This is a genomic window from Saccharothrix luteola (assembly GCF_020859565.1).
Taxonomy (GTDB): Bacteria; Actinomycetota; Actinomycetes; order Mycobacteriales; family Pseudonocardiaceae; genus Actinosynnema; species Actinosynnema luteola.
On the sequence record NZ_JAJHUO010000051.1, the window covers coordinates 1 to 20,797 of the forward strand.

A 20,797-nucleotide genomic window follows, 5' to 3' on the forward strand; every position below is an offset into this window, starting at 1 on the left:
CGCCCCTTCACCTGGACCAAGACCGCCGACGAGATCCTCAACTCCCTCGCCGACTACCTCGCGAAGGTCACCGACCACCAGAAAACACGCAGAACTAAATCTCAGAATTTCTGACGCACGACACTAGGTCCTAGGACACCGGCGCGGACACCCGGATGTCGGCGTTCCAGTCGGTGAAGCGGTGCAGGCTGCGCTGGAAGACGTTGCCCTCCAACGTCTTCAGCACCTGCTCCACCCGCACCGGCAGGTCGCCCGGACCCACCCACACGGTGGCGGACGCGGTGAAGCCCGACTCGTAGGCCGCCAGCAGCTGGGCGCGCCGCGAGCTGTCGGGCGCCCGCTCGGCTTGCAGCCGCAGGTCGACCAGGAGCGTGTAGCGGCGCGTCGACACGCCGTCGACCTGCTCGTCGCCCTTCTCCACCAGCAGGCTGCCGGCCAGCGACCGCACCACCGAGGCCGGGTCGACCTCGTCGGCCAGGCCGGCGACCGTGGTGTCCGCCCGCACGGGCGCGCGGTCGGTCAGGTCGAGCCTGGTCCACGTGCCGCCGCCGGTGCGGGAGTAGCCGGCGTCGGCCAGCACGACGACGTCGGTGGACGAGTCCTGCCGCAACGACACCAGCCGGCCCTCGCGGGCGCGCAGCAGGCCGCCGTCCAGCGTGACGCGCAGCCCGGTCATGGTGGTCTCGGCGTCGAACCGGACGGACCGCTGCTCGTCGGCGCGGGCGACCAGGTTCGCGATCAGCGTGGCGCTGTCGTCCACCACCGGGCCGAGGGTCGGCGTCGGCAGGGGTGTCCGCTCCGCGCAGCCCGCCAGCGCGACCCCGGCCAGCACCAACGCGACGACGGACCTGCGCATGTCTCCCCCCACGGACGGTGAACCACGCCATCCTCCCCCACCGGCGACCGATAAGGAGTGCGAACCCCTAAAGTGTCTCGGCTACCGTCGTGGGCATGCCCCACGTGCTCTCCGTCAACGTCGGCTCCCGCGTCGAGTTCGACCACGCCAACGTCGGCCACACCGGTATCGGCAAGCGCCCGGCGCCCGGCCCCGTGGACGTCCGCGCGCCCGGCCCGGTCGGCAGCGGCGTCGTCGGCGACCACATCTCCGACTCGCGTCACCACGGTGGCGACGACCAGGCCGTTTACGCCTACGCGCGGGAGGACCTGGACGCGTGGTCGGTGGAGTTGGGCCGGGACGACCTGCGGCCCGGGCTGTTCGGCGAGAACCTGACCACGGTGGGCGTCGACGTGTGCGGCGCGCGGATCGGCGAGCTGTGGCGGATCGGCGGGCTGCTGCTCCAGGCGACCAGCCCGCGGGTGCCGTGCCGGACGTTCGCGGGGGTGATGGAGGAGCACGGGTGGGTGAAGACGTTCACTCGGCGGGGACTTCCCGGCACGTACTTCCGCGTCCTGGAACCCGGCACGATCACCGCGGGTGACGAGATCACGATCGAGCACCGGCCCGACCACGACGTCACGATCGCGTTCGCGTTCCGCGCCCTGACCCTGGAGCCCGCGTTGCTGCCGGACCTGCTGGCGGCCGGCGACGACCTGCCCGAGGACCTGCGACGCCGGGTCGAACGGCGGGCGTTCGACCCGGCGTAGCGGTCGCTCAGGCGAGCGCGGACAGCTTCTCGAACTCCTCGTCGGTCAGCTCGATCCGCGCCGCGGCCACGTTCTCCTCCAGGTGCGCGATCGAGGACGTGCCGGGGATCGGCAGCACGACGGGCGACTTGCGCAGCAGCCACGCCAGCGCGAGCTGCGCGGGCGTGGCGCCGTGCTCCTTGGCCGCCGCGTCGAGCACGCCGCCCGGGCGGGCCAGCTCGCCGGTCGCCACCGGGAACCACGGGATGAACGCGATGCCCAGCTCGGTGGCGCGCTCCAACACGGCCTCGTGCCCGCGGTCGGCCAGGTTGTACAGGTTCTGCACGCTCGCGATCGGCGCGACCGCCCGTGCCGCCTCGAGCTGGGCGACGTCCACCTCGGACAGTCCGATGTGCCGGATCTTGCCCTCCTCCTGCAGCTTGCGCAGCTCGCCGACCTGATCCTCCAGCGGGTAGTCCGGGTCGACGCGGTGCAGCTGGTAGAGGTCGATGCGCTCGACGCCGAGCCGCCGCAGGCTGGTCTCGACGGCCTGCCGCAGGTAGGCGGGCTTGCCGAGGATCGGCCACTCGTTCGGGCCGGTGCGCAGCAGGCCGCCCTTGGTCGCGATGACCAGGTCGTCCGCGTACGGGTGCAGGGCCTGCCGGATCAGCTCCTCGTTGACGTGAGGGCCATAGGCGTCCGCGGTGTCGATGAAGTTGACGCCCAGCTCCACCACCCGGCGCAGGACGGCGATCGCGTTGTCGCGGTCGGCCGGGTACCCCCAGATGCCCTCACCGGTGAGCCGCATCGCGCCGTAGCCGAGGCGGTTGACGGTCAGGTCCCCACCCAGCGAAAAGGTCTCAGACACCTCTGGTGCTCCTCGTGACTCGGGTGTTGCTCGGTTCTCCTCTCGCGCCAACCAGGTGGAGCGCGTCGGTTGTTCCCGCCGGGGGCGATCGGGCCGGCGCGCGTCCACTTGGTGGAACCCCCTACTGCTTGGCGACCAGCGTCAGCACGTCGTACTTGGCCACCGACTCACCCTTCTGGTTGACCAGGTCGGCGTCCCAGCGGACCTCGCCGTAGTCCTGGTCCTCACGCGGTGTGATCTGCTTCGCGGTCAACGTCACGGTCAGCTCGTCGCCGGGGAACGTCGGCGTGAGGAACCGCAGGTTCTCCAGGCCGTAGTTGGCCAGCACCGGCCCCGGCTCGGGGGAGACGAACAGGCCCGCCGCGAACGACACCACCAGGTACCCGTGCGCGACCCGACCGCCGAAGAACGGGTTCGCCGCCGCGGCTTCCTCGTCCATGTGCGCGTAGAACGTGTCGCCGGTGAACTCCGCGAAGTGCTCGATGTCGGCCAACGTCACCGCGCGCGGCCCGGCCACCACCGTGTCGCCGATCTTCAACTCCCGCAACGACTTGCGGAACGGGTGCACGTCCGACTCGGTGCGCGGCGCGCCCGTCACCCACCGCCCGGTGACCGCGCTCAGCACCCTGGGGCTGGCCTGCACCGCGGTGCGCTGCATGTGGTGCAGCACGCCCCGGATGCCGCCCATCTCCTCGCCGCCGCCCGCCCGGCCCGGACCGCCGTGCACCAGCATCGGCAGCGGCGAACCGTGGCCGGTGGACTCCTTGGCGTCGTCGCGGTCCAGCACCAGGACGCGGCCGTGCCACGGGGCCACGCCCAGCACCACGTCGCGCGCGAAGTCGGCGTCGTGCGTGACGACGGAGCCGACCAGGCTGCCGGCGCCGCGTGCGGCCAACTCGACCGCGTGCTCGGCGTCGCGGTAGGCCATCAGCGTCGAGACCGGCCCGAACGCCTCCACCTCGTGCGGCTGGGCGTGGTCGGGGTCGGCCTTGAGCAGCACCGGCGACAGGAACGCGCCGCGCTCGGCGTCGGCGTCCACCACGTCCACGCGGTCCAGCGAGCCGTAGACGACGTCACCGACCTCCAGCAGCGCCTTCAGCGACCGCCGGACCTCCTCGCGCTGCTCCAGCCCTGCCAGCGCGCCCATCCGCACGCTCTCGTTCGCGGGGTTGCCGATCACGACCTTCGCCAGGCGCGCGGTGGCGGCGTCGGCGACGGCGTCCAGGAGGGAGGCGGGTACCAGGGCGCGCCGGATCGCGGTGCACTTCTGGCCTGCCTTGACCGTCATCTCGCTGACGAGCTGCTTGACGAACAGGTCGAACTCGGGCGTGCCCTCGACCGCGTCCGGGCCGAGGATCGAGCAGTTCAGCGAGTCCGCCTCGGCGTTGAAGCGCACGCTGTTGCGCACCACGGCCGGGTGGGTGCGCAGCACCTGGGCGGTGGACGCGGATCCCGTGAAGCCGACCAGGTCCTGGCCGGTGAGGTGGTCGAGCAGGTCGCCCGCGCTGCCGGTGACGAGCTGCAGCGAGCCTTCCGGCAGCAGGCCCGAGGCCAGCATCAGCTCGACCAGCTTCTCGGTGATGTAGGCCGTCTGGGAGGCGGGCTTGATCAGCGACGGCACGCCGGCGATGAACGCGGGCGCGAACTTCTCCAGCGGGCCCCACATCGGGAAGTTGAAGGCGTTGATCTGCACGGCCACGCCCCGCAACGGGGTCGCGACGTGCTGGCCGACGAACGTGCCGCCCTTGCTCAGCGGTTCGACGTTGCCGTCCACGTGGACCTTGTCGTTGGGCAGCTCGCGCTTGGCCTTGCTCGCGTAGCCGAACAGCACGCCGATGCCGCCGTCCACGTCGATCAGGGAGTCCGTCCTGGTGGCGCCCGATCGGGCGGACAGGGCGTACAGCTCGTCGCGGTGCTCCCGCAGGTTCGAGGCGAGGGCCTTGAGCAGGGCCGCGCGCTGGTGGAACGTCAGCTCCCGCAGCGCCGGCCCGCCGACGCGCCTGCCGTGGTCGAGCGCCGCCGCCATGTCGATGCCCTGGGACGAGATCCGGGCGATCTCCTCGCCGGTCACCGCGTCGTGCAGCGGCGTTCCTTCGACGGACGGGGCGTGCCAGCGACCTGACACGTAGCTGCGCAGCATGGCCATCGGGTGTCGACCTCCTCGTCGGGCCGGTGGGTGTCCCGGCATGACCCGACAGTAAAGCCTCCGTACTTTCATCGTGACTTGATTCAAGGTCATGCAGTAACTTTTGGCCTGCCGTCGCCAGAGTGAAGGGAGTGTCGATGAGGACACGAGTGGTGCTGAGCGCGGTCGCGCTCGCCTTCAGCGGGTTCGCCGCACCGGTCGGGCAGGCCGCGCCGGCCGTGGACGCCGGCGTGGGCACGATGGCGGTGACCTTCGCCGAGGAGTTCAACGGCCCGGCGGGCACCCGGCCGGACGCCTCCAAGTGGAACACGGAGGTCGGCGACAACAACGGCAACAACCGCGAGCACCAGTACTACACGACGTCCGCGAGCAACGCGGCCATGGACGGCGCGGGCAACCTCGTCATCACCGCCCGCAAGGAGAACCCGGGCAACTACAACTGCTGGTACGGCCGGTGCCAGTACACGTCGGCCCGGATCAACACCGCGGGCAAGTTCACCACGACCTACGGCAAGGTCGAGGCGCGGATGAAGATGCCGCGCGGCAAGGGCATCTGGCCCGCGTTCTGGATGCTCGGCCAGGACATCAACTCCGGCAACCCGTGGCCGGGCAGCGGCGAGATCGACATCATGGAGTTCCTGGGTCACGACCTGGACACGGTGTACGGCACCATCCACGGTCCCGGCTACTCCGGTGCGGGCGGCATCGGCATGGCCCACAACGGGCCGAACTTCGCCGACGGCTTCCACACCTTCGCCATCGAGTGGTCGCCCACCGGCATCGCGTGGTCCGTGGACGGCAACGTCTACCAGCGCCGCACGCCCGCCGACGTCGGCGGCAACCAGTGGGTGTTCAACAAGCCGTTCTTCATCATCCTGAACCTGGCGGTCGGCGGCGAGTGGCCGGGCTACCCGGACGCCACCACCACGTTCCCGCAGCAGTTCGTGATCGACTACGTGCGCGTGTCGACGTTGGACTCCACCCCGCCCGCGGGCGGCCGGATCACCGGCGTCGGCGGCAAGTGCGTGGACGTGGCCGGCGCGAACCCCGCCAACGGCACGCCCGTGCAGTTGTGGGACTGCAACGGCACCGCGGCCCAGCAGTGGTCGCGCCCGGGCGACGGCACGATCCGCGCGCTGGGCAAGTGCCTGGACGCGGCGTCGGGCGGCACGGCGGACGGCACGCTGGTCCAGCTGTGGGACTGCAACGGGACCGGCGCGCAGAAGTGGGCGGTGAGCGGTGCCAACGACATCGTGAACATCCAGGCCAACAAGTGCCTGGACGCGCAGAACAGCAGCTCCGCCAACGGCACGCGGCTGCAGCTGTGGACCTGCTTCGGCACCGCCAACCAGAAGTGGACCGTCGCGTGAGCCCGCGCGGCACGATCGGGGCGTGCGGCCCCTGATCGGAGGGGAAGCCGCCAAGGCCGACCGCGACCGCCGACTCTCCCCGGCGGTCGCGGCGGCATTGGTCGAGCGGGCGCGACGCGGATGCTCGCGCCCGCCTCGCCCCTCCCCCGGCGGCGGCGAGGTGGACCTGCCGTCGTGGGTGGTGGCGATCAAGGACCCGGCCCGTGCCGACGGCTCAGCCGGGTGGACCGCGATGACAACGAGCGCGACTTCCTCGCCGGCCGGGTACCTGCCGCCGAAGTGTTCGGCTCACCGGGGTATTCGGCTCACCGGGGTATTCGGCTCGCCCAGGTCGGCGACCACCGGGGTCGGTGATCGCGGCACCGCCGCGTGGGCGCGCCGGGCCGTCGCGGCGGACGGTGGCCCCCACGTGACCGGCCGCCAGGGCTGGGGCAGCGCACCGCACTTCCCCTTCCGCACCCTCCCCTCGCCTCGCCTCGCCTTCCCTTCCCTTCCCTTCCCTTCCCTTCCCTCCCTGCCGCAGGTCCCCCGCGGAACCCTCGGCGACATCCGGAACGCAGCGCGACCGGAATGCGTGGACGATCGACACCGTTGACCTGGTCGTGAAGCTTTCCGTGCTGGACCGGTCGCGGGTGCGGGCTGGGAGTGGCCACCCTGAGGCGCTGCGCGACACGGTCGCGTTCGCCCGTCAGGCTGAAGAGCTCGGCTATCACCGCTTCTGGGTCTCCGAGCACCACGGCGTGCCGGGCGTGGCCGGTTCCGCGCCGACGGTGCTGGCGGCAGCAGTCGCCGCGGCGACGTCCCGCATCAGGGTCGGCACCGGCGGCGTGATGCTGCCCAACCACCAGCCGCTGGTCGTGGCCGAGCAGTTCGGGGTGCTGGAGTCGCTGTTCCCGGGCCGGATCGACATGGGCCTCGGCCGGTCGGTCGGCTTCATCGAGGCGGTCCGCAAGGCGTTGGGGCACGACAAGGAGGACGCCGCCGACTTCGGCCCGAGGCTCACCGAACTGCTGGGCTACTTCACGGGCGACCAGGCGGTGCGCGGCTACCCGGCCGACGGCCTCCGCGTGTCACCGTTCGTCCTGGCCACCGGCGCCGGCGCGCGCGTGGCCGCGGCACACGGCGTCCCACTGGTCATCGGCTCGTTCCGAGGCGAAGACGCCATGATCGACGCCATCTCCACCTACCGCGCCGAGTTCCGGCCGTCTGCCTGGGCCGACGAGCCGTACGTGGTGATCTCCTCGACGGTCGCCGTCGCCGACACCACCGAGGACGCGTGGCGACTCCTCGTGCCGGAGGCGTGGGCGATGGCGCACTCACGCACCCGAGGCGAGTTCCCACCCCTGAGCGCGCCGAACGACATCCTCGCCCAGCCCATGACGAGCCGTGAGCGCCGACTGTTCGAGCAGTCGCTCCAAGGGCACGTCCACGGCACGCCATCGGAAGTCGCCAAGGCCCTGGACAGCCTCCTCCACCGCACCGCCGCCGACGAGGTCCTGGTCACCACCAGCACGTACGACCGCGCCGCCATGCTCGACTCGTACCGCCAACTGGCCGAGCTGTACCTCTGACCCGCCCCACCGCTCCGACCGCCGCCTGCTGTCGACCCCGACGGACCGCGTCAGCCCTGCGGGTTCGTCGCACGCCGGGTCGCCGCGTGTTCCACGAGCTCAACCTCGATGAACGCGCCGATCATCGCCCGCCACACCGCCTCCGCCACCGCCGGCTCCAACCCGGCCACCGACGCCCGCTCCCGCACCGACGCGATCACCTCTGCGACCCGATCCGGCGCACGAACCGCCTGGTCATCCGATTTGAACGACGCCGCCGCCCGCACCAGACCCTGCCGTTGCGCGAGAAGACGCACCAGCTCCGAGTCGATCACATCGATACGCGCGCGAACCTCGGCCAATGACGCCGGGGGCAACGACGGCTGCGATGACGAACCGGACGACGTCGTCGAGGAGGAGTCAGAGTCAGACACATCGATCATCATCCACGACCGCCGCACCACCCCGAGCACCGCGCGCCACGACATGGTGCGACTCCGCGGCACGCCCGGTGAGGTGCCGGCCTCGCAGATCAGTGTGACGGCACGGCAGGCCGGCTCCATGGCGCGGCAGGGCCTCGCGGCAGTGCGGCGGCGCAGGACGACACGGTTCGCCGACACAGCGCGCGGTAGGACACGGCGGCACCGGCCGGGCCGGGGCCTGGGTAGGTCGGCAAGACAGCACGGCGCGACGGCTCCGCAGGACAGCCCGGGGGTCTCCTGCGGGATCGGCCCGGCAGCGGCACAGCACAGCCCGCGAGCCCGGTGCGGCAGGGGTGCGTTGCGGCACGGCTGCGGGTTGGCTGGGGCTTTGGTGCCGCGTCGGCCTTTGGGTGTGGCCAGCCGGTGTTGGGGGTGGTTAGTGGTCGCGTTGTTGTTCGGCCAGGAAGCGCTCGAACTCGGCGCCCAGTTCGTCGGCGCTGGGCAGCGATTCGTCGTCGTCGATGAGCAGGTTGTCCGAGGCCTCGGTGAAGGCGTCGTACTGCCGCTCCAGTGCCTCGACCACCTGGGCGACTTCGGCCGATTCCGACACCTGGCGGGTGATCTCGGCGTCCGTTCGCTTGGCCGCCTCGTTCAGGGCCGCCGCCTGGATGACCAGGCCCGTCGACTTCGTCAACGCCTGGAGCAGGCTCAACGAGGCGGCGGGGTAGGTGCCCTGCGCCAGGTAGTGCGGCACGTAGGCGGCGAAGCCCATGGCGTCGTGACCGCTCTGCCCGAGCCGCAGCTCCAGCAGCGCCGACAGGTTGCCCGGCACCTGCACCCGGCTGAACGGCGAGCCCTCCGTCACCAGTTCCGGCCTGGTCGCGTGCGAGATCACCGACAGCTTCCGCGTGTGCGGCACGCCCATCGGAAGGCCGTTGAAGCTGACCGCGAGGCGCAAGCCCCACCGCTCGATCAGCGACCGCACGGCCGCGACGACCGCCTCCCACCGGCGATCCGGCTCGGGGCCGGTCATCAGCAGGAACGGCGTGCCCACCGCGTCGTGCATCAGGTACACGACCAGCTCGGGGGCGTCGTAGGACTCCCACCGGTCGGTGGCGTAGATCATCGTCGGCCGCCGGGCGCGGTAGTCGATCAGGTCGTCGATGTCGAACCGGGCGACCACCCGGTGTTCGTGCACCTCCAGCAGGTGTGCGACCAGCGTCGCGCCCGCCGCACCGGCGTCCATGAAGCCGTCGAAGTGGTGCAACAACACCGCTCCGGTCAGGTCCGGGACGTCGGAGTCGACCTCGAACAGATCCTCCGGGTCCAGCGCCACCTCGTGCCTCCCCAAGTGCTCACATGCCAGTCCTCCCCTCCGTCAACGTCGACCGACCGCTGATCCATTCCCCGATCCCGTCGAGCATTCGAGCGAGACCGAATTCGAAGAGCGTGTCGAGTCCCAGGTCCAGGTCAGAGCCCACCACGCGGCTGAACATCGGGAACTGCCCGGCGGAGACGATGTCCAGCAGGGCCGGCGCCTGTTGGGTCATCCACTCGTCGCCGGTCATCCCGGTGTCGCGCCGCTGCTCGACCTCCGGCTCGATGTTCACCGCGACCCCTCGGACGAAGCCGAACACCGTCACGGCGGCGTGCATCATCTCCTCCAGGCTCAGCCCCTTCCCGTCGAGCGCTCGCAGGACCCATTCGGTGTGCGTGAGCGCGCTGGGCAGCAGTTGCGGCCTGGTCATGGACATGGCCGGCGCCAGCCACGCATGTTCCTGGAACAACTTCCACTGCAACCTCGCGCTCACCTCCAGCCGCTCCCGCCAGGTCTCGGGACCGGGCTCGGGCAACTCCTCCTCCCGCAACACGTGGTCGATCATCCGAAGGACGAGTTCGTCCTTGTTCTCGACGTGCCGGTACAGCGACATGGTCGCCACGCCCAGCCGTGACGCCACCCGCCGCATCGACAACCCGTCGAGCCCTTCCGCGTCCGCCAGGCGGACCGCCGCGAGGACCAGCCGCTCGCCGGTCAGATCGGTCTCCTGCGCGCGCGGTCGCACAGGTTCCCCACCTTCCGGCGACACGACCGTGCCCACCCCGGCCACGGGACGCACGAAGCCCTCGGAGCGCAAGGTGACCAGCACCTTGGTCGCCGTGGCCATCGCGACGTTCCACCGCACGGTGATCTCGCGCGTCGACGGCACCCGATCACCCGGTCGCAACTGGCCCGACTCGATCGAATCGCGGATCTCGCGCGCTATCCGCTGGTAGATCGCGTCGTTCATCGCCCGCCTCCTCAAGGGTAGTGCACCGGATGCTACAGCACTAGTGCACTATCGAGTGATTGACCACGCAGAACACTGATGTACGGTGTACGCATGAACACCGTACTGATCTCCGGCGCGAGCATCGCCGGCCCCGCGCTCGCCTACTGGCTGCGCCACCACGGCTTCACCCCGACCGTCGTCGAGCGGGCACCCGCGCCGCGGCCCGGCGGCCAGGCCGTCGACCTGCGCGGAACGGCCCGCGAGGTCGCCGATCGGATGGGCGTGCTCGACCAGGTGCGCGCGGCGCACACGGGCGCGCGGGGAATGGCGTTCGTGAACGCCGAGGGCAAGCGCACCGCCACCATGGCGTCCGACACGATGGGCGACTCGGGCGGCGTGATCGCCGAGCTGGAGATCCTGCGGGGCGACCTGGTCCGCATCCTCCACGAGGCGACCGCGACCGACGTCGAGTACGTCTTCGACGACGGCATCACCTCGCTCACCCAGACCGGAGCCGGGGTGGCGGTCACCTTCGAGCGCGGCGAGCCGCGCACGTTCGACCTGGTCGTCGGCGCGGACGGGCTGCACTCCAAGGTGCGGTCGCTGGCGTTCGGCCCCGAGTCGCGGTTCGCGCACGACCTCGGCGCGTACATCTCCATCTTCGGCACGACCCAGAGGGAAGACCTGGACGGCCGGCAGCTGATGCACACCGTGCCCGGCCGCACCGCGGGCATCTACCCCACGCCGGACGGCGGGGCCAAGGCGATGTTCGTGTTCGCCTCGCCCCCGGTGGCGCACGACCGGCGCGACACGGCGTGGCAGCGCGAGCTGATCGCCACCACGTTCGCGGGCGACGGCTGGGAGGTGCCCCGGCTGCTCGCGGACATGCGCGAGGCGCCCGACTTCTACTTCGACCGGCTTTGCCAGATCCGGATGGACACCTGGTCGGACGGTCGGGTGGCGCTGCTCGGCGACGCGGCGTTCTGCGCGTCGCCGATGGCGGGCAACGGCACGAGCATGGCCTTGGTCGGCGCGTACGTCCTCGCGGGCGAGCTGGCCACCGCGCCGGACCACGTCACGGCGTTCAGACGGTACGAGGAGGTGATGCGCGAGTACGTGACGCGGTGCCAGAAGTTCGCGCTGGGCGGGGTCGACAGCCTGATGCCGAAGTCGCGGGTGTTCATCCGCATGCGCGACTTCACGATGCGCGTGGTCCCGCACATCCCCGGCGGCGCCAGACTGTTCGGCGACCTGCAGAAGCTGGCGAACACGGTGTCGTTGCCGGACTACCTGCCCCGGAGCTTGACCTCCACCTGACTGAAGGTCCTACCTTCCGGGCATGGACATGGAGACCACCGCCTGGATGTCGCTGTACCACGTGACGAACGCGCAGGACGACAAGCGGCCGTTCTCCGCCGCCACCTTCCGCCGGATCTGGGCGTTCGCCCGTCCGCACCGGGTGCGGCTGACCCAGTACCTCGCCCTGAGCGTGGTCGTGGCGGTGCTGGCGGTGGTGACGCCGGTCCTCGCGGGCCGGATCGTGGACGCCATCGTCAACGGCTCGGCGTACCAGGTGGTGCTCGTGCTCGCGGCGGTGATCGCGGGCATCGCGATCGTCGAGGCGGGGTTGGGCCTGCTGACGCGGTGGCTGTCGGCGCGCATCGGCGAAGACCTGATCCTCGACCTGAGGACCACGGTCTTCGACCACGTGCAACGGATGCCGATCGCGTTCTTCACCCGCACCCGCACCGGGGCGCTGGTGAGCCGGCTCAACAACGACGTGATCGGTGCGCAGCGGGCGTTCAGCGACACCCTGTCCAGCGTGGCGGGCAACTTGGTCACGCTCGCGCTGACGCTGGCCGTGATGATCAGCCTGTCGTGGCAGATCACGCTGCTGGCGCTGGTGTTGCTGCCGGTGTTCGTGGTGCCGGCGCGGCGGATGGGGACGCGGCTGGCGCGGCTGGAACGTGAGGCGGCCAACCACAACGCCACCATGGGCACCCGGATGACCGAGCGGTTCTCGGCGCCGGGCGCGACGCTGGTGAAGCTGTTCGGCAGGCCGGCGCACGAGTCGGAGGAGTTCGCGACGCGGGCGCGGCGGGTGCGGGACATCGGGGTGCGCACGGCCATGGTGCAGACCCTGTTCCTGACCGCGTTGACGCTGGTCTCGGCGCTGGCGCTGGCCGTGGTGTACGGGTTGGGCGGGTTCTACGCGCTGCGCGGCGAGTTGGACCCGGGGTCGGTGGTGGCGCTGGCTTTGCTGCTGACCAGGTTGTACGCGCCGCTCACGGCGCTGGCCAGCGCGCGGGTCGAGGTGATGAGCGCTTTGGTGAGCTTCGAGCGGGTCTTCGAGGTGCTCGACCTGAAGCCGTTGATCACCGAGAAGCCCGACGCGCGGTCGGTGCCGGACGGTCCGGTGTCGGTGGAGTTCGAGAACGTCCGGTTCGCCTACCCGTCGGCGGACAAGGTGTCCCTGGCGTCGTTGGAAGAGGTCGCGGTGCTCGACAGCCGCGGCGGAGAGGAGGTGCTGCACGACGTGTCGTTCCGGGCCGAGCCCGGCCAGGTGGTGGCGTTGGTCGGCTCGTCGGGCGCGGGGAAGTCGACGATCGCCTCGCTGCTGCCCCGGCTCTACGACGTGGACTCGGGCACGGTGCGCTTGTCCGGTGTGGACGTGCGCGACCTGACCGCCGACTCGGTCCGCGACGCGCTGGGCATGGTGACGCAGGACGGTCACCTGTTCCACGAGTCGATCCGGTCGAACCTGCTGCTCGCCCGGCCGCAGGCCACCGAGGCCGACCTGTGGGAGGTGCTGGGCCGGGCGCGGCTGGCCGAGCTGGTGGCGTCGCTGCCGGACGGGCTGGACACCGTGGTCGGCGAGCGCGGCTACCGGTTGTCCGGCGGTGAGCGGCAGCGGCTGACGATCGCCCGGCTGCTGCTGGCGAAGCCGCGCGTGGTGATCCTGGACGAGGCCACCGCGCACCTGGACTCCACCTCGGAGGCCGCGGTGCAGGCCGCGTTGGGCGAGGCGCTGCACGGGCGCACGGCACTGGTGATCGCGCACCGGCTGTCGACGATCCGGGCGGCCGACCTGATCCTCGTGGTGGAGGGCGGTCGGGTGGTGGAACGCGGCACCCACACCGACCTGCTCGCCGCAGGCGGGCGTTACGAAGAGCTGTACCGGACCCAATTCGCGGAGGAGGTGCGAACGTCATGAGCCGGCACTACGCGTGCCGCACCGCGTCGGCGTCGGCGAGACCGAGGATCCGCACGGCCTGCTTGCGCATCTCGACCTTGCGGACCTTGCCGGTGACGGTCATCGGGAACTCGTCCACCACGTGCACGTACCGGGGGATCTTCTGGTGCGCGAGCTTGCCGGCGCAGAACGACCGCAGCGACTCGGCGGTCAGCGGTTCCGCGCCGGGGCGCAGGCGCACCCACGCCATCAGCTCCTCGCCGTACTTCACGTCGGGCACGCCGACGACCTGGGCGTCGAGCACGTCGGGGTGGGTGTAGAGGAACTCCTCGATCTCGCGCGGGTACAGGTTCTCTCCGCCACGGATCACCATGTCCTTGATCCGGCCGGTGATGTTCACGTACCCGTCGTCGTCCATCACCGCGAGGTCGCCGGTGTGCATCCACCGGGCGGCGTCGATCGACTCGGCGGTCTTGTCCGGCTGCTCCCAGTAGCCGAGCATCACCGAGTACCCGCGCGTGCACAGCTCGCCGGGCGTCCCGCGCGGCGCGGTGCGGCCGGTGTCCGGGTCGACGACCTTGACCTCCAGGTGCGGCCCGACCCGGCCGACGGTGGACACCCGGCGGTCCAGCGAGTCGTCACGGCGGGTCTGCGTGGACACCGGCGAGGTCTCGGTCATGCCGTAGCAGATGGACACCTCGCGCATCCCCATCCGGTCCACGACCTGCTTCATCACCTCGACCGGGCACGGCGAGCCGGCCATGATCCCGGTGCGCAGCGACGACAGGTCGTAGGAGTCGAAGCCGGGGTCGGCGAGTTCGGCGATGAACATCGTCGGCACGCCGTACAGGGACGTGCACCGCTCCTCCGCCACGGCCCGCAACGTGGCGGCGGGCTCGAACGCGGGGGCGGGGATCACCACGCACGCGCCGTGCGAGGTGGCCGCGAGGTTGCCCATGACCATGCCGAAGCAGTGGTAGAACGGGACCGGCACGCAGATCCGGTCGTCCTCCGTGTACCCGAGCAGCTCGCCGACGAAGAAGCCGTTGTTGAGGATGTTGTGGTGCGACAGGGTCGCGCCCTTCGGGAACCCCGTGGTGCCCGAGGTGTACTGGATGTTGATCGGGTCGTCCGCCGACAGCTCCGGCCACCGCGGCAACGTGTCCACGTGCAAGTCCGTCCACTCGGGACTGTCGAAGAGCACGACCCGGCGCAGGGCGGCGCACCGGGGCCGGACTTCGGCGATCATCCCGGCGTAGTCGGAGGTCTTGAACGACGCGGCGGCGAGCAACGTGTGCACGCCGGCCTGTTTGAGCACGTACTCCAGCTCGTGCACCCGGTACGCCGGGTTGATGTTGACCAGGATCGCGCCGACGCGCGCGGTCGCGTACTGGACCACCACCCACTCGGCCCGGTTGGGCGACCAGATGCCGACGCGGTCGCCGACGCCGACCCCCGCCGCCATCAGCCCGGCCGCGACGGAGTCGACCTCGGCGGCCAGCTCGCGGTAGGTCCACCGGCGGCCGGTCGAGAGGTCGACCAGCGCGTCCCGATCGGCGTGCGCGGCCACCGTGCGGTCGAAGTTCACGCCGATGGTGTCGCCCAGCAGCGGCACGTCCGAGGTGCCCGAGGAGTAGCTCAGGTGCGCCATCAAGGCAACGTACCGCAGGCCGCAACCCCGTGACCAGCGACAACGTTATTCATGCCGTCCGGTGAAGGGCGTGCCGACACAATCGTCGCCATGCGAACCATCGGGTTGATCGGCGGGATGAGCTGGGAATCGTCCGCCGAGTACTACCGACTGCTCAACGAGGAGACGCGGCGCCGGCTCGGCGGCCACCACTGCGCGCCCAGCCTGCTGCTGACCGTCGACTTCGCCGAGATCGAGCGGTTGCAGCGGACGGGGCAGTGGGAGCGGTCGGGCGAGTTGCTGGCCGAGGCCGCCCGCAAGCTCGAAGGCGCGGGCGCCGAGTTGGTCCTGTTGTGCACCAACACCATGCACAAGGTCGCCGACGCGATCACGGACGCCGTCAAGGTGCCGTTCGTGCACATCGTGGACGCCACGGCGCGGAGGCTCACCGCCTACCGCAAGGTCGGCCTGCTCGGCACCCGGTTCACCATGGAGCAGGACTTCTACCGCGACCGGATGCGCGCGCGCGGCATCGAGCTGGTCGTCCCGGACGAACCGGACCGCACGCTCGTGCACGACGTGATCTACCAGGAGCTGACCAAGAACCGGGTCGAGCCCGCGTCACGCGCCGCGTACCGGGACGTGATGGCACACCTGGTCGAGCGCGGCGCGGAGGCGGTGATCCTGGGCTGCACCGAGATCACGTTGCTGGTCGACCAGTCCGACAGCACGGTGCCGCTGGTCGACTCGACCCGCGTCCACGTGGAGGCGGGCGTCGACCTCGCGTTGGCCTAGACCCCGCCTCCGGTCTTCTGGTGCACACCACGACGAGACGCCTCACTCGCGCCAGAACCGGATGCCGCTCCACACGACCGTCGCCGGGCCTTGGCCGCTGTCGGTGCGGTAGGCGCCGAACTCGTCGTAGAAGCCGCCGACGGGACCGTCGTACGTGTGCTTCAGCGATCGATCGGTCTGGACGACTCGGACAAGGATCGCCCGGTCAGGGTTCTCCCTGAGGCCGCGCACGTCCGCGTGCGGCAGAGTGGACGGCATGGAGCTCACCCCGCGCGCCCTGTTCGGCCTGGCCCGGACCACCGTCGAGACCGCCGTGTCGGTGCCGGGCCGCGTGCTCGACCTGCTCGGCGCGGCGGAGGCCGTCGTGCGCCGCGCCGACGAGATGGTCACCCGCACCGAACGGGTGCTGGCCGAGACCGAGGCGCTGGTCGGGCGGGCGAAGGCGGTTACGGCGGCGGCCGAGGACGTGACGACCGACGTCGGCCGCACCGCTCGGACCTCACGCGAGCTGCTGGACAGCTACGCGCCCATCGCGCGGAAGGCGCAGCCGCTGGCGCAGCGGTTCGTGGACGACCTGTCGCCCCACGAGGTGGACGCCGCCGTGCAACTGGTGGACCAGCTGCCCGTGCTGACCAAGCACCTGATCGAGGACGTGCTGCCGATCCTGGCCACGCTGGACCGCGTCGGCCCGGACATCCACCAGCTGCTGGAGGTCACCAACGACGTCCGGCAGGCGATCCTCGGCATCCCCGGGTTCACCTTCATGCGCCGCCGCGGCGAGGCCAGGGAAGACGACTAGGCGCACCGCGTTATTCGCGCGATCACGAGTGCGCGGCGCCGCGTTCTTGTCACCACGTGAGTGCCGCGACCGACACCGCCACAATGTCCGGCGCATTATTTAGCGGATTTCGAAGGTTTTCCGGGCAACTCTTGCCGGTGGTCCGCACCCTCATTAACTTCCGTCGAGTCGGCACATTTCCGGCAGATTTCGAGGAAGGATCACCCGTGAGGTTGAAGACAACACTGGGCGCGGGCGTGACGTCCGGGCTCGTCGTGGCCGGTCTGCTCGCCGGCGTCGGCACCGGCGCGGCGGCGCCCGTCCAGGTCGACAAGACGCTGACGTTCACCTGCCCGTTCCCGCTGATCGGCAACCAGGTCCTGTCCACCCGGATCAGGGCCACCATCGACGCGCCGACGTCGGTCGGCGGCGAGTTGAAGACCACGGACTTCTCCGCGACGGTCACCGTGCCGCCGACCGCGACGCAGGGCCTGACGCTGGTCGGCGCGGCGACGGTGGAGGGCTCCGCGGAGGCGGGCGTGACGCTGGACAACGCCGGCAGCAAGCTCGACATCAAGATCCCCGGCCTGACCGTGCCGAAGACCCCGGTGCCCGCCGAGGGCGCGTTCGACGTGGTCGCGAGCGGTCCGGTGCCGACCGCGGTGATCCCCAAGGCGGGCACGACGACGGTGACGGTCGGCAACTACAGCACGACGTTGACGCCGAAGAAGGCCGACGGCACCGACACCGGGCTCGGCACGTTCACGTCCAACTGCGTGCTGGACCCGGGCCAGGACCCGACGCTGATCCGGTTCGACGTGGCGGGCGGCGGCGGCCCGACCACGACGACCACCACGACCACGACCACCACCACTACGACCACCACCGTGCCCACGACCACGACGACCCGGCCTCCCGGCGGCATCAAGTACGCCTACTCGCTGGACGGCACGTCGACGATCAAGAAGCTGGGCGGCGCGGTCGCGCTCGGCCCGGGCAGCCTGAGCGCCGACCTGGACCTGGCCACCGGGAACTTCACCGGTGACCTGGTGCTGCCGCCGACCTCGGGCAAGTTCAGCCTGTTCGGCTTCGTGCCGGTGGAGTCGAAGATCGAGTTCGCGCCGGAGGGCAAGACGACCGGCACGCTCGCCGCCGGCGCGGTGAAGTCGAGCTCGAAGGTCACCATCAAGCTGCCGTCGGTCACCGCGTTCGGCATCCCGATCAGCAACGACCCGAACTGCCGCACCACCACTCCCGCGGACATCGGCCTGACCTCGGCGGCGGGCTTCGACCCGCTCAAGGGCGGCAAGCTGGCCGGCACGTACACGATCCCGGCGCTGACGGGCTGCGGTCCGCTCAACGCCCTAGTCAGCGGTTTCGCCGCAGGCCCGGACAACACCATCGACCTGACGCTCACCGCGAAAACCGCGTAACCGGCAAGACCTCGACCGCACTGGAGACCGCCGCGTCCGACCGCGGCGGTCTCCTCCATTTCCGGGGCGGCTCAGCAGTTCGACGTCGCCGGGCGGCCCGCGATCCGGTCCGCGGTGAACGCCTGCGCCGCCGCGCTGCCCGTGTGCACGGCGGTGATGTGGTCGGTGGCGTAGGTCCGCCAGTCGACCTGCACGCCGAGCCCGCAGTAGGCGTCGCGCAACGCCTTGGCCTGCGTGAAGTCCACCAGGTCGTCCCCGGTGGCGTGGTAGGCGTGCACCGGCACGCGGATCACCGTCCCGCCGAGCTTGTTCTCCGCCACCCGCGCCAGCCACGGCGGCGTGAGCACCGGGCTGGACGTCGTGTAGTCGGACAGCCTGTGCCCCTGGTAGTCGACCAGCAGCTCCAACGTGCACGCTTCCCGTTCCACGCGGGCGAACTCCGCGCGGCCCGCGTCGTTGAGGTAGTCCTCCAGGTCCAGCTCCGGGTACGCGTGGTCCAACCCGATCAACGAGTACGCGAGCAGGCCGAAGCCCTTGCGGCCGTCCAACGGCAGCGCGACCTGGACGAGGTCCGCGGGCACGCCGCCGCCGACCACGCCGACCAGGTTCAGCTCCGGCGCGTAGCCGGGCTGCAGCTGACCCGCCCACATCGCCGCGCCGCCGCCCTGCGAGTAGCCCCGGAACACGACCTTCGCGTCACGGGACAGCCGGGCGTCCGGCAGCCGTTGCGCGGCCCTGACCACGTCGATCACCGCGTGGCCCTCGGACCGGCCGGTGACGTACGTGGTCCTCGGGTCGGGCCGGTAGCCCTCGTAGTCGGTGATGGCGACCGCGTAGCCCGCGCGCAGCAGGCCGTCCACCGCGGGCTGCTCGTAGAGCGCGCCGATGCGCACCATCTCCGACGGCGCGCACCTGAACGCCGGGCCGTGCGTGCCCACGGCGAACGCCACCACCGGCGCCGTGGCCGGGTCGACCGAACGGGGCACGAGCACCGTGCCGGTCACCGCGTTGGGCTGCCCCAACGCGTCGGTCGACCGGTACATGACCTGCCACGCGTGCACCGTCGAGCCGAGGGCGCCCGCCCGCGACGCGCGGAACCGGATGACATCGCCCGGCGCGCCCGCGGGCAGCGGGCTGGGCGGCACGTAGAACGAGTCGTCGGCCGCCGCCGAGGGCGCGAGGCCCGTGACGGCGGCGGCCACCACGACCGCGACCGCCGATAATGAGAACATCTTTCGCAAAACGACACCTCCCGGGAAATACGACAGGGACAATGCACAGTGCATTAATCCGGCGCGGCCGGTCCAGACCGATCGGCCGACTTGTCATCCGGGTGCGTGTTTCCGAAACCGGATTTGTAATGCTCGTACAACCAGCGCCATCACTCGAAAGAGTGAACGCAGCCCGGTTGCGGAAAGAATGTTTGACACACCGTCGCGGATGATTTTATGGTCGGCCGGGCGAAGTCCCAGGGCGGTGCTTCGCGCAAAGCGGAGGCGGCATGACGATCTCACTGAACGGCGGGTTGGCGCGGCAGCGGACCTACAGCGCGGCGCGGCAGCTGTGGTCGACCATCCCGGGCGAGCTGGCGGAGAAGATGGCGCCGCTGTCGGGGGTCCTGGTGCGGGACGTGGTGCGGGAGATCCGCCGGACCGTGCCCGCGTACGCGCAGCCGCTGGAGGGCAAGTTCCGCGAGGTGCTGGTCGGCGCCGTCGAGATGGCGATCGTGAAGTGCTTCGACAACATCGCCAACCCGGACGCGGCGCAGACCGACTGGCAGGCCGTGCTGCGCTACAGCGGGCGGATGGAGTACCTCGAAGGCCGCACGATGGACTCGTTGCAGACCGCGGTGCGGGTCGGCGCACGGGTCGTGTGGCGGCACCTGAGCGAGCACGGCCGCGCGGTGGGCGTGTCCACCGACACCCTGTTCGTGGTGGCCGACGCGATCTTCGCGTGGGTGGACGAGCTGTGCCGGGTGGCCATCGAGGGCTACTCGGAGGCGCAGGCCAACGCCAGCGGCGCGTTGGAGCGCAGGCGGCGCCAGCTGCTCAAGCTGGTGCTGGCCGAGCAGCCGCCGTCGCCGAGGTCGCTCGCGGACCTGGCGGGCACGACGGACTGGCCGTTGCCGGAACGGGTCGCGGTGGTCGCGCTGGAGTACCGGGAGGACCAGCACCAGCTCCCGTCGGTGACGCTGGGCCGTGACGTGCTGGTGGACCTGGAGAGCTCCACGCCCTGCCTGGTGGTGGCCAACCCCGAGGGGCGCTCGCAGCCGGAGCTGCGCGGGCGGCTCGCCGCGGTGGGTCCGACGGTGCCGTTGGCCGAGGCGCGGCAGTCGTTGGCGTGCGCGCGGCGGGCGCTGGGGTTCGTGCGGCGCGGCCTGCTGCCCGCCGCGCCGGTGACGTGGTGCGACGACCACCTGGCCACGCTGGCGCTGCTGTCGGACGAGTTCCTGGTGGGCCAGCTCAGCCGGCGGGCGCTGGCGGCGTTCAACGGTCTGACGGTGAAGCAGCGGGAACGGCTGGAGACGACGTTGCTGGCGTGGTTGGAGACGCGCGGCGGCATCGGCGAGATCGCCAACCGGCTCGACGTGCACCCGCAGACCGTCCGGTACCGGATGCACCAGTTGGAGGAGCTGCTGGGCGACCGGCTGGCCGACCCCGACGAGCGCTTGACGCTGGAGATCGCGTTGCGGGGCCCCCCGGGGGGGCGGGGCGGGGGGGGCGCGCCCGCGGGGGCCGCCGCCCGGGGCCCCCGGCCG

Annotated in this window: 18 protein-coding genes; 9 read left to right on the forward strand and 9 right to left on the reverse strand. The window is 71.0% G+C overall.

The genetic code is table 11. The features are described 5' to 3' along the window. Positions 1-130: 130 nt before the first annotated feature. On the reverse strand, positions 131-856 hold the full coding sequence (locus LNK82_RS44570; RefSeq protein ID WP_230572857.1) for an SCO4651 family lipoprotein: 726 nt from the start codon (positions 854-856) through the stop codon (positions 131-133). A gap of 95 nt (positions 857-951) precedes the next feature. Here LNK82_RS44570 and LNK82_RS44575 point away from each other — a divergent pair, with 95 nt between their 5' ends. Further along, the gene (locus LNK82_RS44575; RefSeq protein WP_230572858.1) at positions 952-1,605 is read left to right on the forward strand and encodes an MOSC domain-containing protein; all 654 of its coding nucleotides are present in this window, start codon (positions 952-954) and stop codon (positions 1,603-1,605) included. Between the two features lie 7 nt (positions 1,606-1,612). Here LNK82_RS44575 and LNK82_RS44580 read toward each other — a convergent pair whose 3' ends face one another. Both LNK82_RS44580 and paaZ read right to left on the reverse strand, forming a co-directional pair. Next, positions 1,613-2,452 (reverse strand): aldo/keto reductase, encoded by an 840-nt coding sequence (locus LNK82_RS44580; protein ID WP_230572859.1) that lies wholly within the window; start codon positions 2,450-2,452, stop codon positions 1,613-1,615. A gap of 121 nt (positions 2,453-2,573) precedes the next feature. Beyond that, a complete protein-coding gene (gene paaZ, locus LNK82_RS44585; RefSeq protein ID WP_230572860.1) occupies positions 2,574-4,598 on the reverse strand; it encodes a phenylacetic acid degradation bifunctional protein PaaZ in 2,025 nt (674 codons plus the stop codon). Positions 4,599-4,735: 137 nt separating this feature from the next. On the opposite strand from paaZ, the gene LNK82_RS44590 reads away from it, so the two are divergent. Both LNK82_RS44590 and LNK82_RS44595 read left to right on the forward strand, forming a co-directional pair. Then, positions 4,736-5,968 (forward strand): glycoside hydrolase family 16 protein, encoded by a 1,233-nt coding sequence (locus LNK82_RS44590; protein ID WP_230572861.1) that lies wholly within the window; start codon positions 4,736-4,738, stop codon positions 5,966-5,968. A 602-nt stretch (positions 5,969-6,570) separates the two neighbouring features. Continuing rightward, on the forward strand, positions 6,571-7,539 hold the full coding sequence (locus LNK82_RS44595) for an LLM class flavin-dependent oxidoreductase (RefSeq protein WP_230572862.1): 969 nt from the start codon (positions 6,571-6,573) through the stop codon (positions 7,537-7,539). 50 nt (positions 7,540-7,589) lie between these two features. Here the strand turns inward: LNK82_RS44595 and LNK82_RS44600 are convergent, their stop codons facing one another. The 3 genes from LNK82_RS44600 to LNK82_RS44610 form a co-directional block, all read right to left on the reverse strand. Further along, entirely contained in the window at positions 7,590-8,006 is a 417-nt protein-coding gene (locus LNK82_RS44600) for a chorismate mutase (RefSeq protein WP_230572863.1), read from the reverse strand. A gap of 370 nt (positions 8,007-8,376) precedes the next feature. Next, positions 8,377-9,276, reverse strand: a complete 900-nt coding sequence (locus LNK82_RS44605; protein WP_230572906.1) for a proteasome assembly chaperone family protein — start codon at positions 9,274-9,276, stop codon at positions 8,377-8,379. Positions 9,277-9,295: 19 nt separating this feature from the next. Further along, positions 9,296-10,228 carry a TetR/AcrR family transcriptional regulator C-terminal domain-containing protein gene (locus LNK82_RS44610; RefSeq protein WP_230572864.1) on the reverse strand — a complete coding sequence of 311 codons (933 nt, stop codon included), beginning with the start codon at positions 10,226-10,228 and terminating at the stop codon, positions 9,296-9,298. A gap of 93 nt (positions 10,229-10,321) precedes the next feature. Here LNK82_RS44610 and LNK82_RS44615 point away from each other — a divergent pair, with 93 nt between their 5' ends. Both LNK82_RS44615 and LNK82_RS44620 read left to right on the forward strand, forming a co-directional pair. After that, positions 10,322-11,527, forward strand: coding sequence for an FAD-dependent monooxygenase (locus LNK82_RS44615; RefSeq protein WP_230572865.1), 1,206 nt, complete (start codon positions 10,322-10,324; stop codon positions 11,525-11,527). A 46-nt stretch (positions 11,528-11,573) separates the two neighbouring features. Then, entirely contained in the window at positions 11,574-13,424 is a 1,851-nt protein-coding gene (locus LNK82_RS44620; protein WP_230572907.1) for an ABC transporter ATP-binding protein, read from the forward strand. 7 nt (positions 13,425-13,431) lie between these two features. Here the strand turns inward: LNK82_RS44620 and LNK82_RS44625 are convergent, their stop codons facing one another. Further along, a complete protein-coding gene (locus LNK82_RS44625) occupies positions 13,432-15,054 on the reverse strand; it encodes an AMP-binding protein (RefSeq protein ID WP_230572866.1) in 1,623 nt (540 codons plus the stop codon). Positions 15,055-15,144: 90 nt separating this feature from the next. Between LNK82_RS44625 and LNK82_RS44630 the strand changes: the two genes are divergently transcribed. Further along, positions 15,145-15,828, forward strand: a complete 684-nt coding sequence (locus LNK82_RS44630; protein WP_230572867.1) for an aspartate/glutamate racemase family protein — start codon at positions 15,145-15,147, stop codon at positions 15,826-15,828. Positions 15,829-15,870: 42 nt separating this feature from the next. Here LNK82_RS44630 and LNK82_RS44635 read toward each other — a convergent pair whose 3' ends face one another. Continuing rightward, positions 15,871-16,086, reverse strand: a complete 216-nt coding sequence (locus LNK82_RS44635; protein WP_230572908.1) for a hypothetical protein — start codon at positions 16,084-16,086, stop codon at positions 15,871-15,873. Here LNK82_RS44635 and LNK82_RS44640 point away from each other — a divergent pair. Then, positions 16,085-16,627, forward strand: a complete 543-nt coding sequence (locus tag LNK82_RS44640; RefSeq protein ID WP_230572868.1) for a hypothetical protein — start codon at positions 16,085-16,087, stop codon at positions 16,625-16,627. The genes LNK82_RS44635 and LNK82_RS44640 overlap by 2 nt on opposite strands. Positions 16,628-16,833: 206 nt before the next feature. Further along, positions 16,834-18,039: a DUF6801 domain-containing protein gene (locus LNK82_RS44645; protein ID WP_230572869.1), complete on the forward strand. Its 1,206-nt coding sequence runs from the start codon at positions 16,834-16,836 to the stop codon at positions 18,037-18,039. 71 nt (positions 18,040-18,110) lie between these two features. On the opposite strand, the gene LNK82_RS44650 is transcribed toward LNK82_RS44645, so the two are convergent. After that, complete coding sequence (locus tag LNK82_RS44650) at positions 18,111-19,271, reverse strand: lipase family protein (protein ID WP_230572870.1); 1,161 nt, start codon at positions 19,269-19,271, stop codon at positions 18,111-18,113. Between the two features lie 269 nt (positions 19,272-19,540). Between LNK82_RS44650 and LNK82_RS44655 the strand changes: the two genes are divergently transcribed. Next, positions 19,541-20,797 (forward strand): PucR family transcriptional regulator (locus LNK82_RS44655; protein WP_230572871.1); only part of this gene is annotated, 1,257 nt, incomplete at its 3' end.

Excerpts from the sequence above, each read along its gene's own strand:
- LNK82_RS44575 (WP_230572858.1), top strand. The coding sequence starts at position 952 with ATGCCCCACGTGCTCTCCGTCAACGTCGGCTCCCGCGTCGAGTTCGAC.
- paaZ (WP_230572860.1), bottom strand. The coding sequence starts at position 4,598 with ATGGCCATGCTGCGCAGCTACGTGTCAGGTCGCTGGCACGCCCCGTCC.
- LNK82_RS44570 (WP_230572857.1), bottom strand. The coding sequence starts at position 856 with ATGCGCAGGTCCGTCGTCGCGTTGGTGCTGGCCGGGGTCGCGCTGGCG.
- LNK82_RS44615 (WP_230572865.1), top strand. The coding sequence starts at position 10,322 with ATGAACACCGTACTGATCTCCGGCGCGAGCATCGCCGGCCCCGCGCTC.
- LNK82_RS44620 (WP_230572907.1), top strand. The coding sequence starts at position 11,574 with ATGTCGCTGTACCACGTGACGAACGCGCAGGACGACAAGCGGCCGTTC.
- LNK82_RS44650 (WP_230572870.1), bottom strand. The coding sequence starts at position 19,271 with ATGTTCTCATTATCGGCGGTCGCGGTCGTGGTGGCCGCCGCCGTCACG.
- LNK82_RS44640 (WP_230572868.1), top strand. The coding sequence starts at position 16,085 with ATGGAGCTCACCCCGCGCGCCCTGTTCGGCCTGGCCCGGACCACCGTC.
- LNK82_RS44625 (WP_230572866.1), bottom strand. The coding sequence starts at position 15,054 with ATGGCGCACCTGAGCTACTCCTCGGGCACCTCGGACGTGCCGCTGCTG.
- LNK82_RS44630 (WP_230572867.1), top strand. The coding sequence starts at position 15,145 with ATGCGAACCATCGGGTTGATCGGCGGGATGAGCTGGGAATCGTCCGCC.
- LNK82_RS44600 (WP_230572863.1), bottom strand. The coding sequence starts at position 8,006 with ATGTCGTGGCGCGCGGTGCTCGGGGTGGTGCGGCGGTCGTGGATGATG.
- LNK82_RS44635 (WP_230572908.1), bottom strand. The coding sequence starts at position 16,086 with ATGCCGTCCACTCTGCCGCACGCGGACGTGCGCGGCCTCAGGGAGAAC.
- LNK82_RS44590 (WP_230572861.1), top strand. The coding sequence starts at position 4,736 with ATGAGGACACGAGTGGTGCTGAGCGCGGTCGCGCTCGCCTTCAGCGGG.
- LNK82_RS44610 (WP_230572864.1), bottom strand. The coding sequence starts at position 10,228 with ATGAACGACGCGATCTACCAGCGGATAGCGCGCGAGATCCGCGATTCG.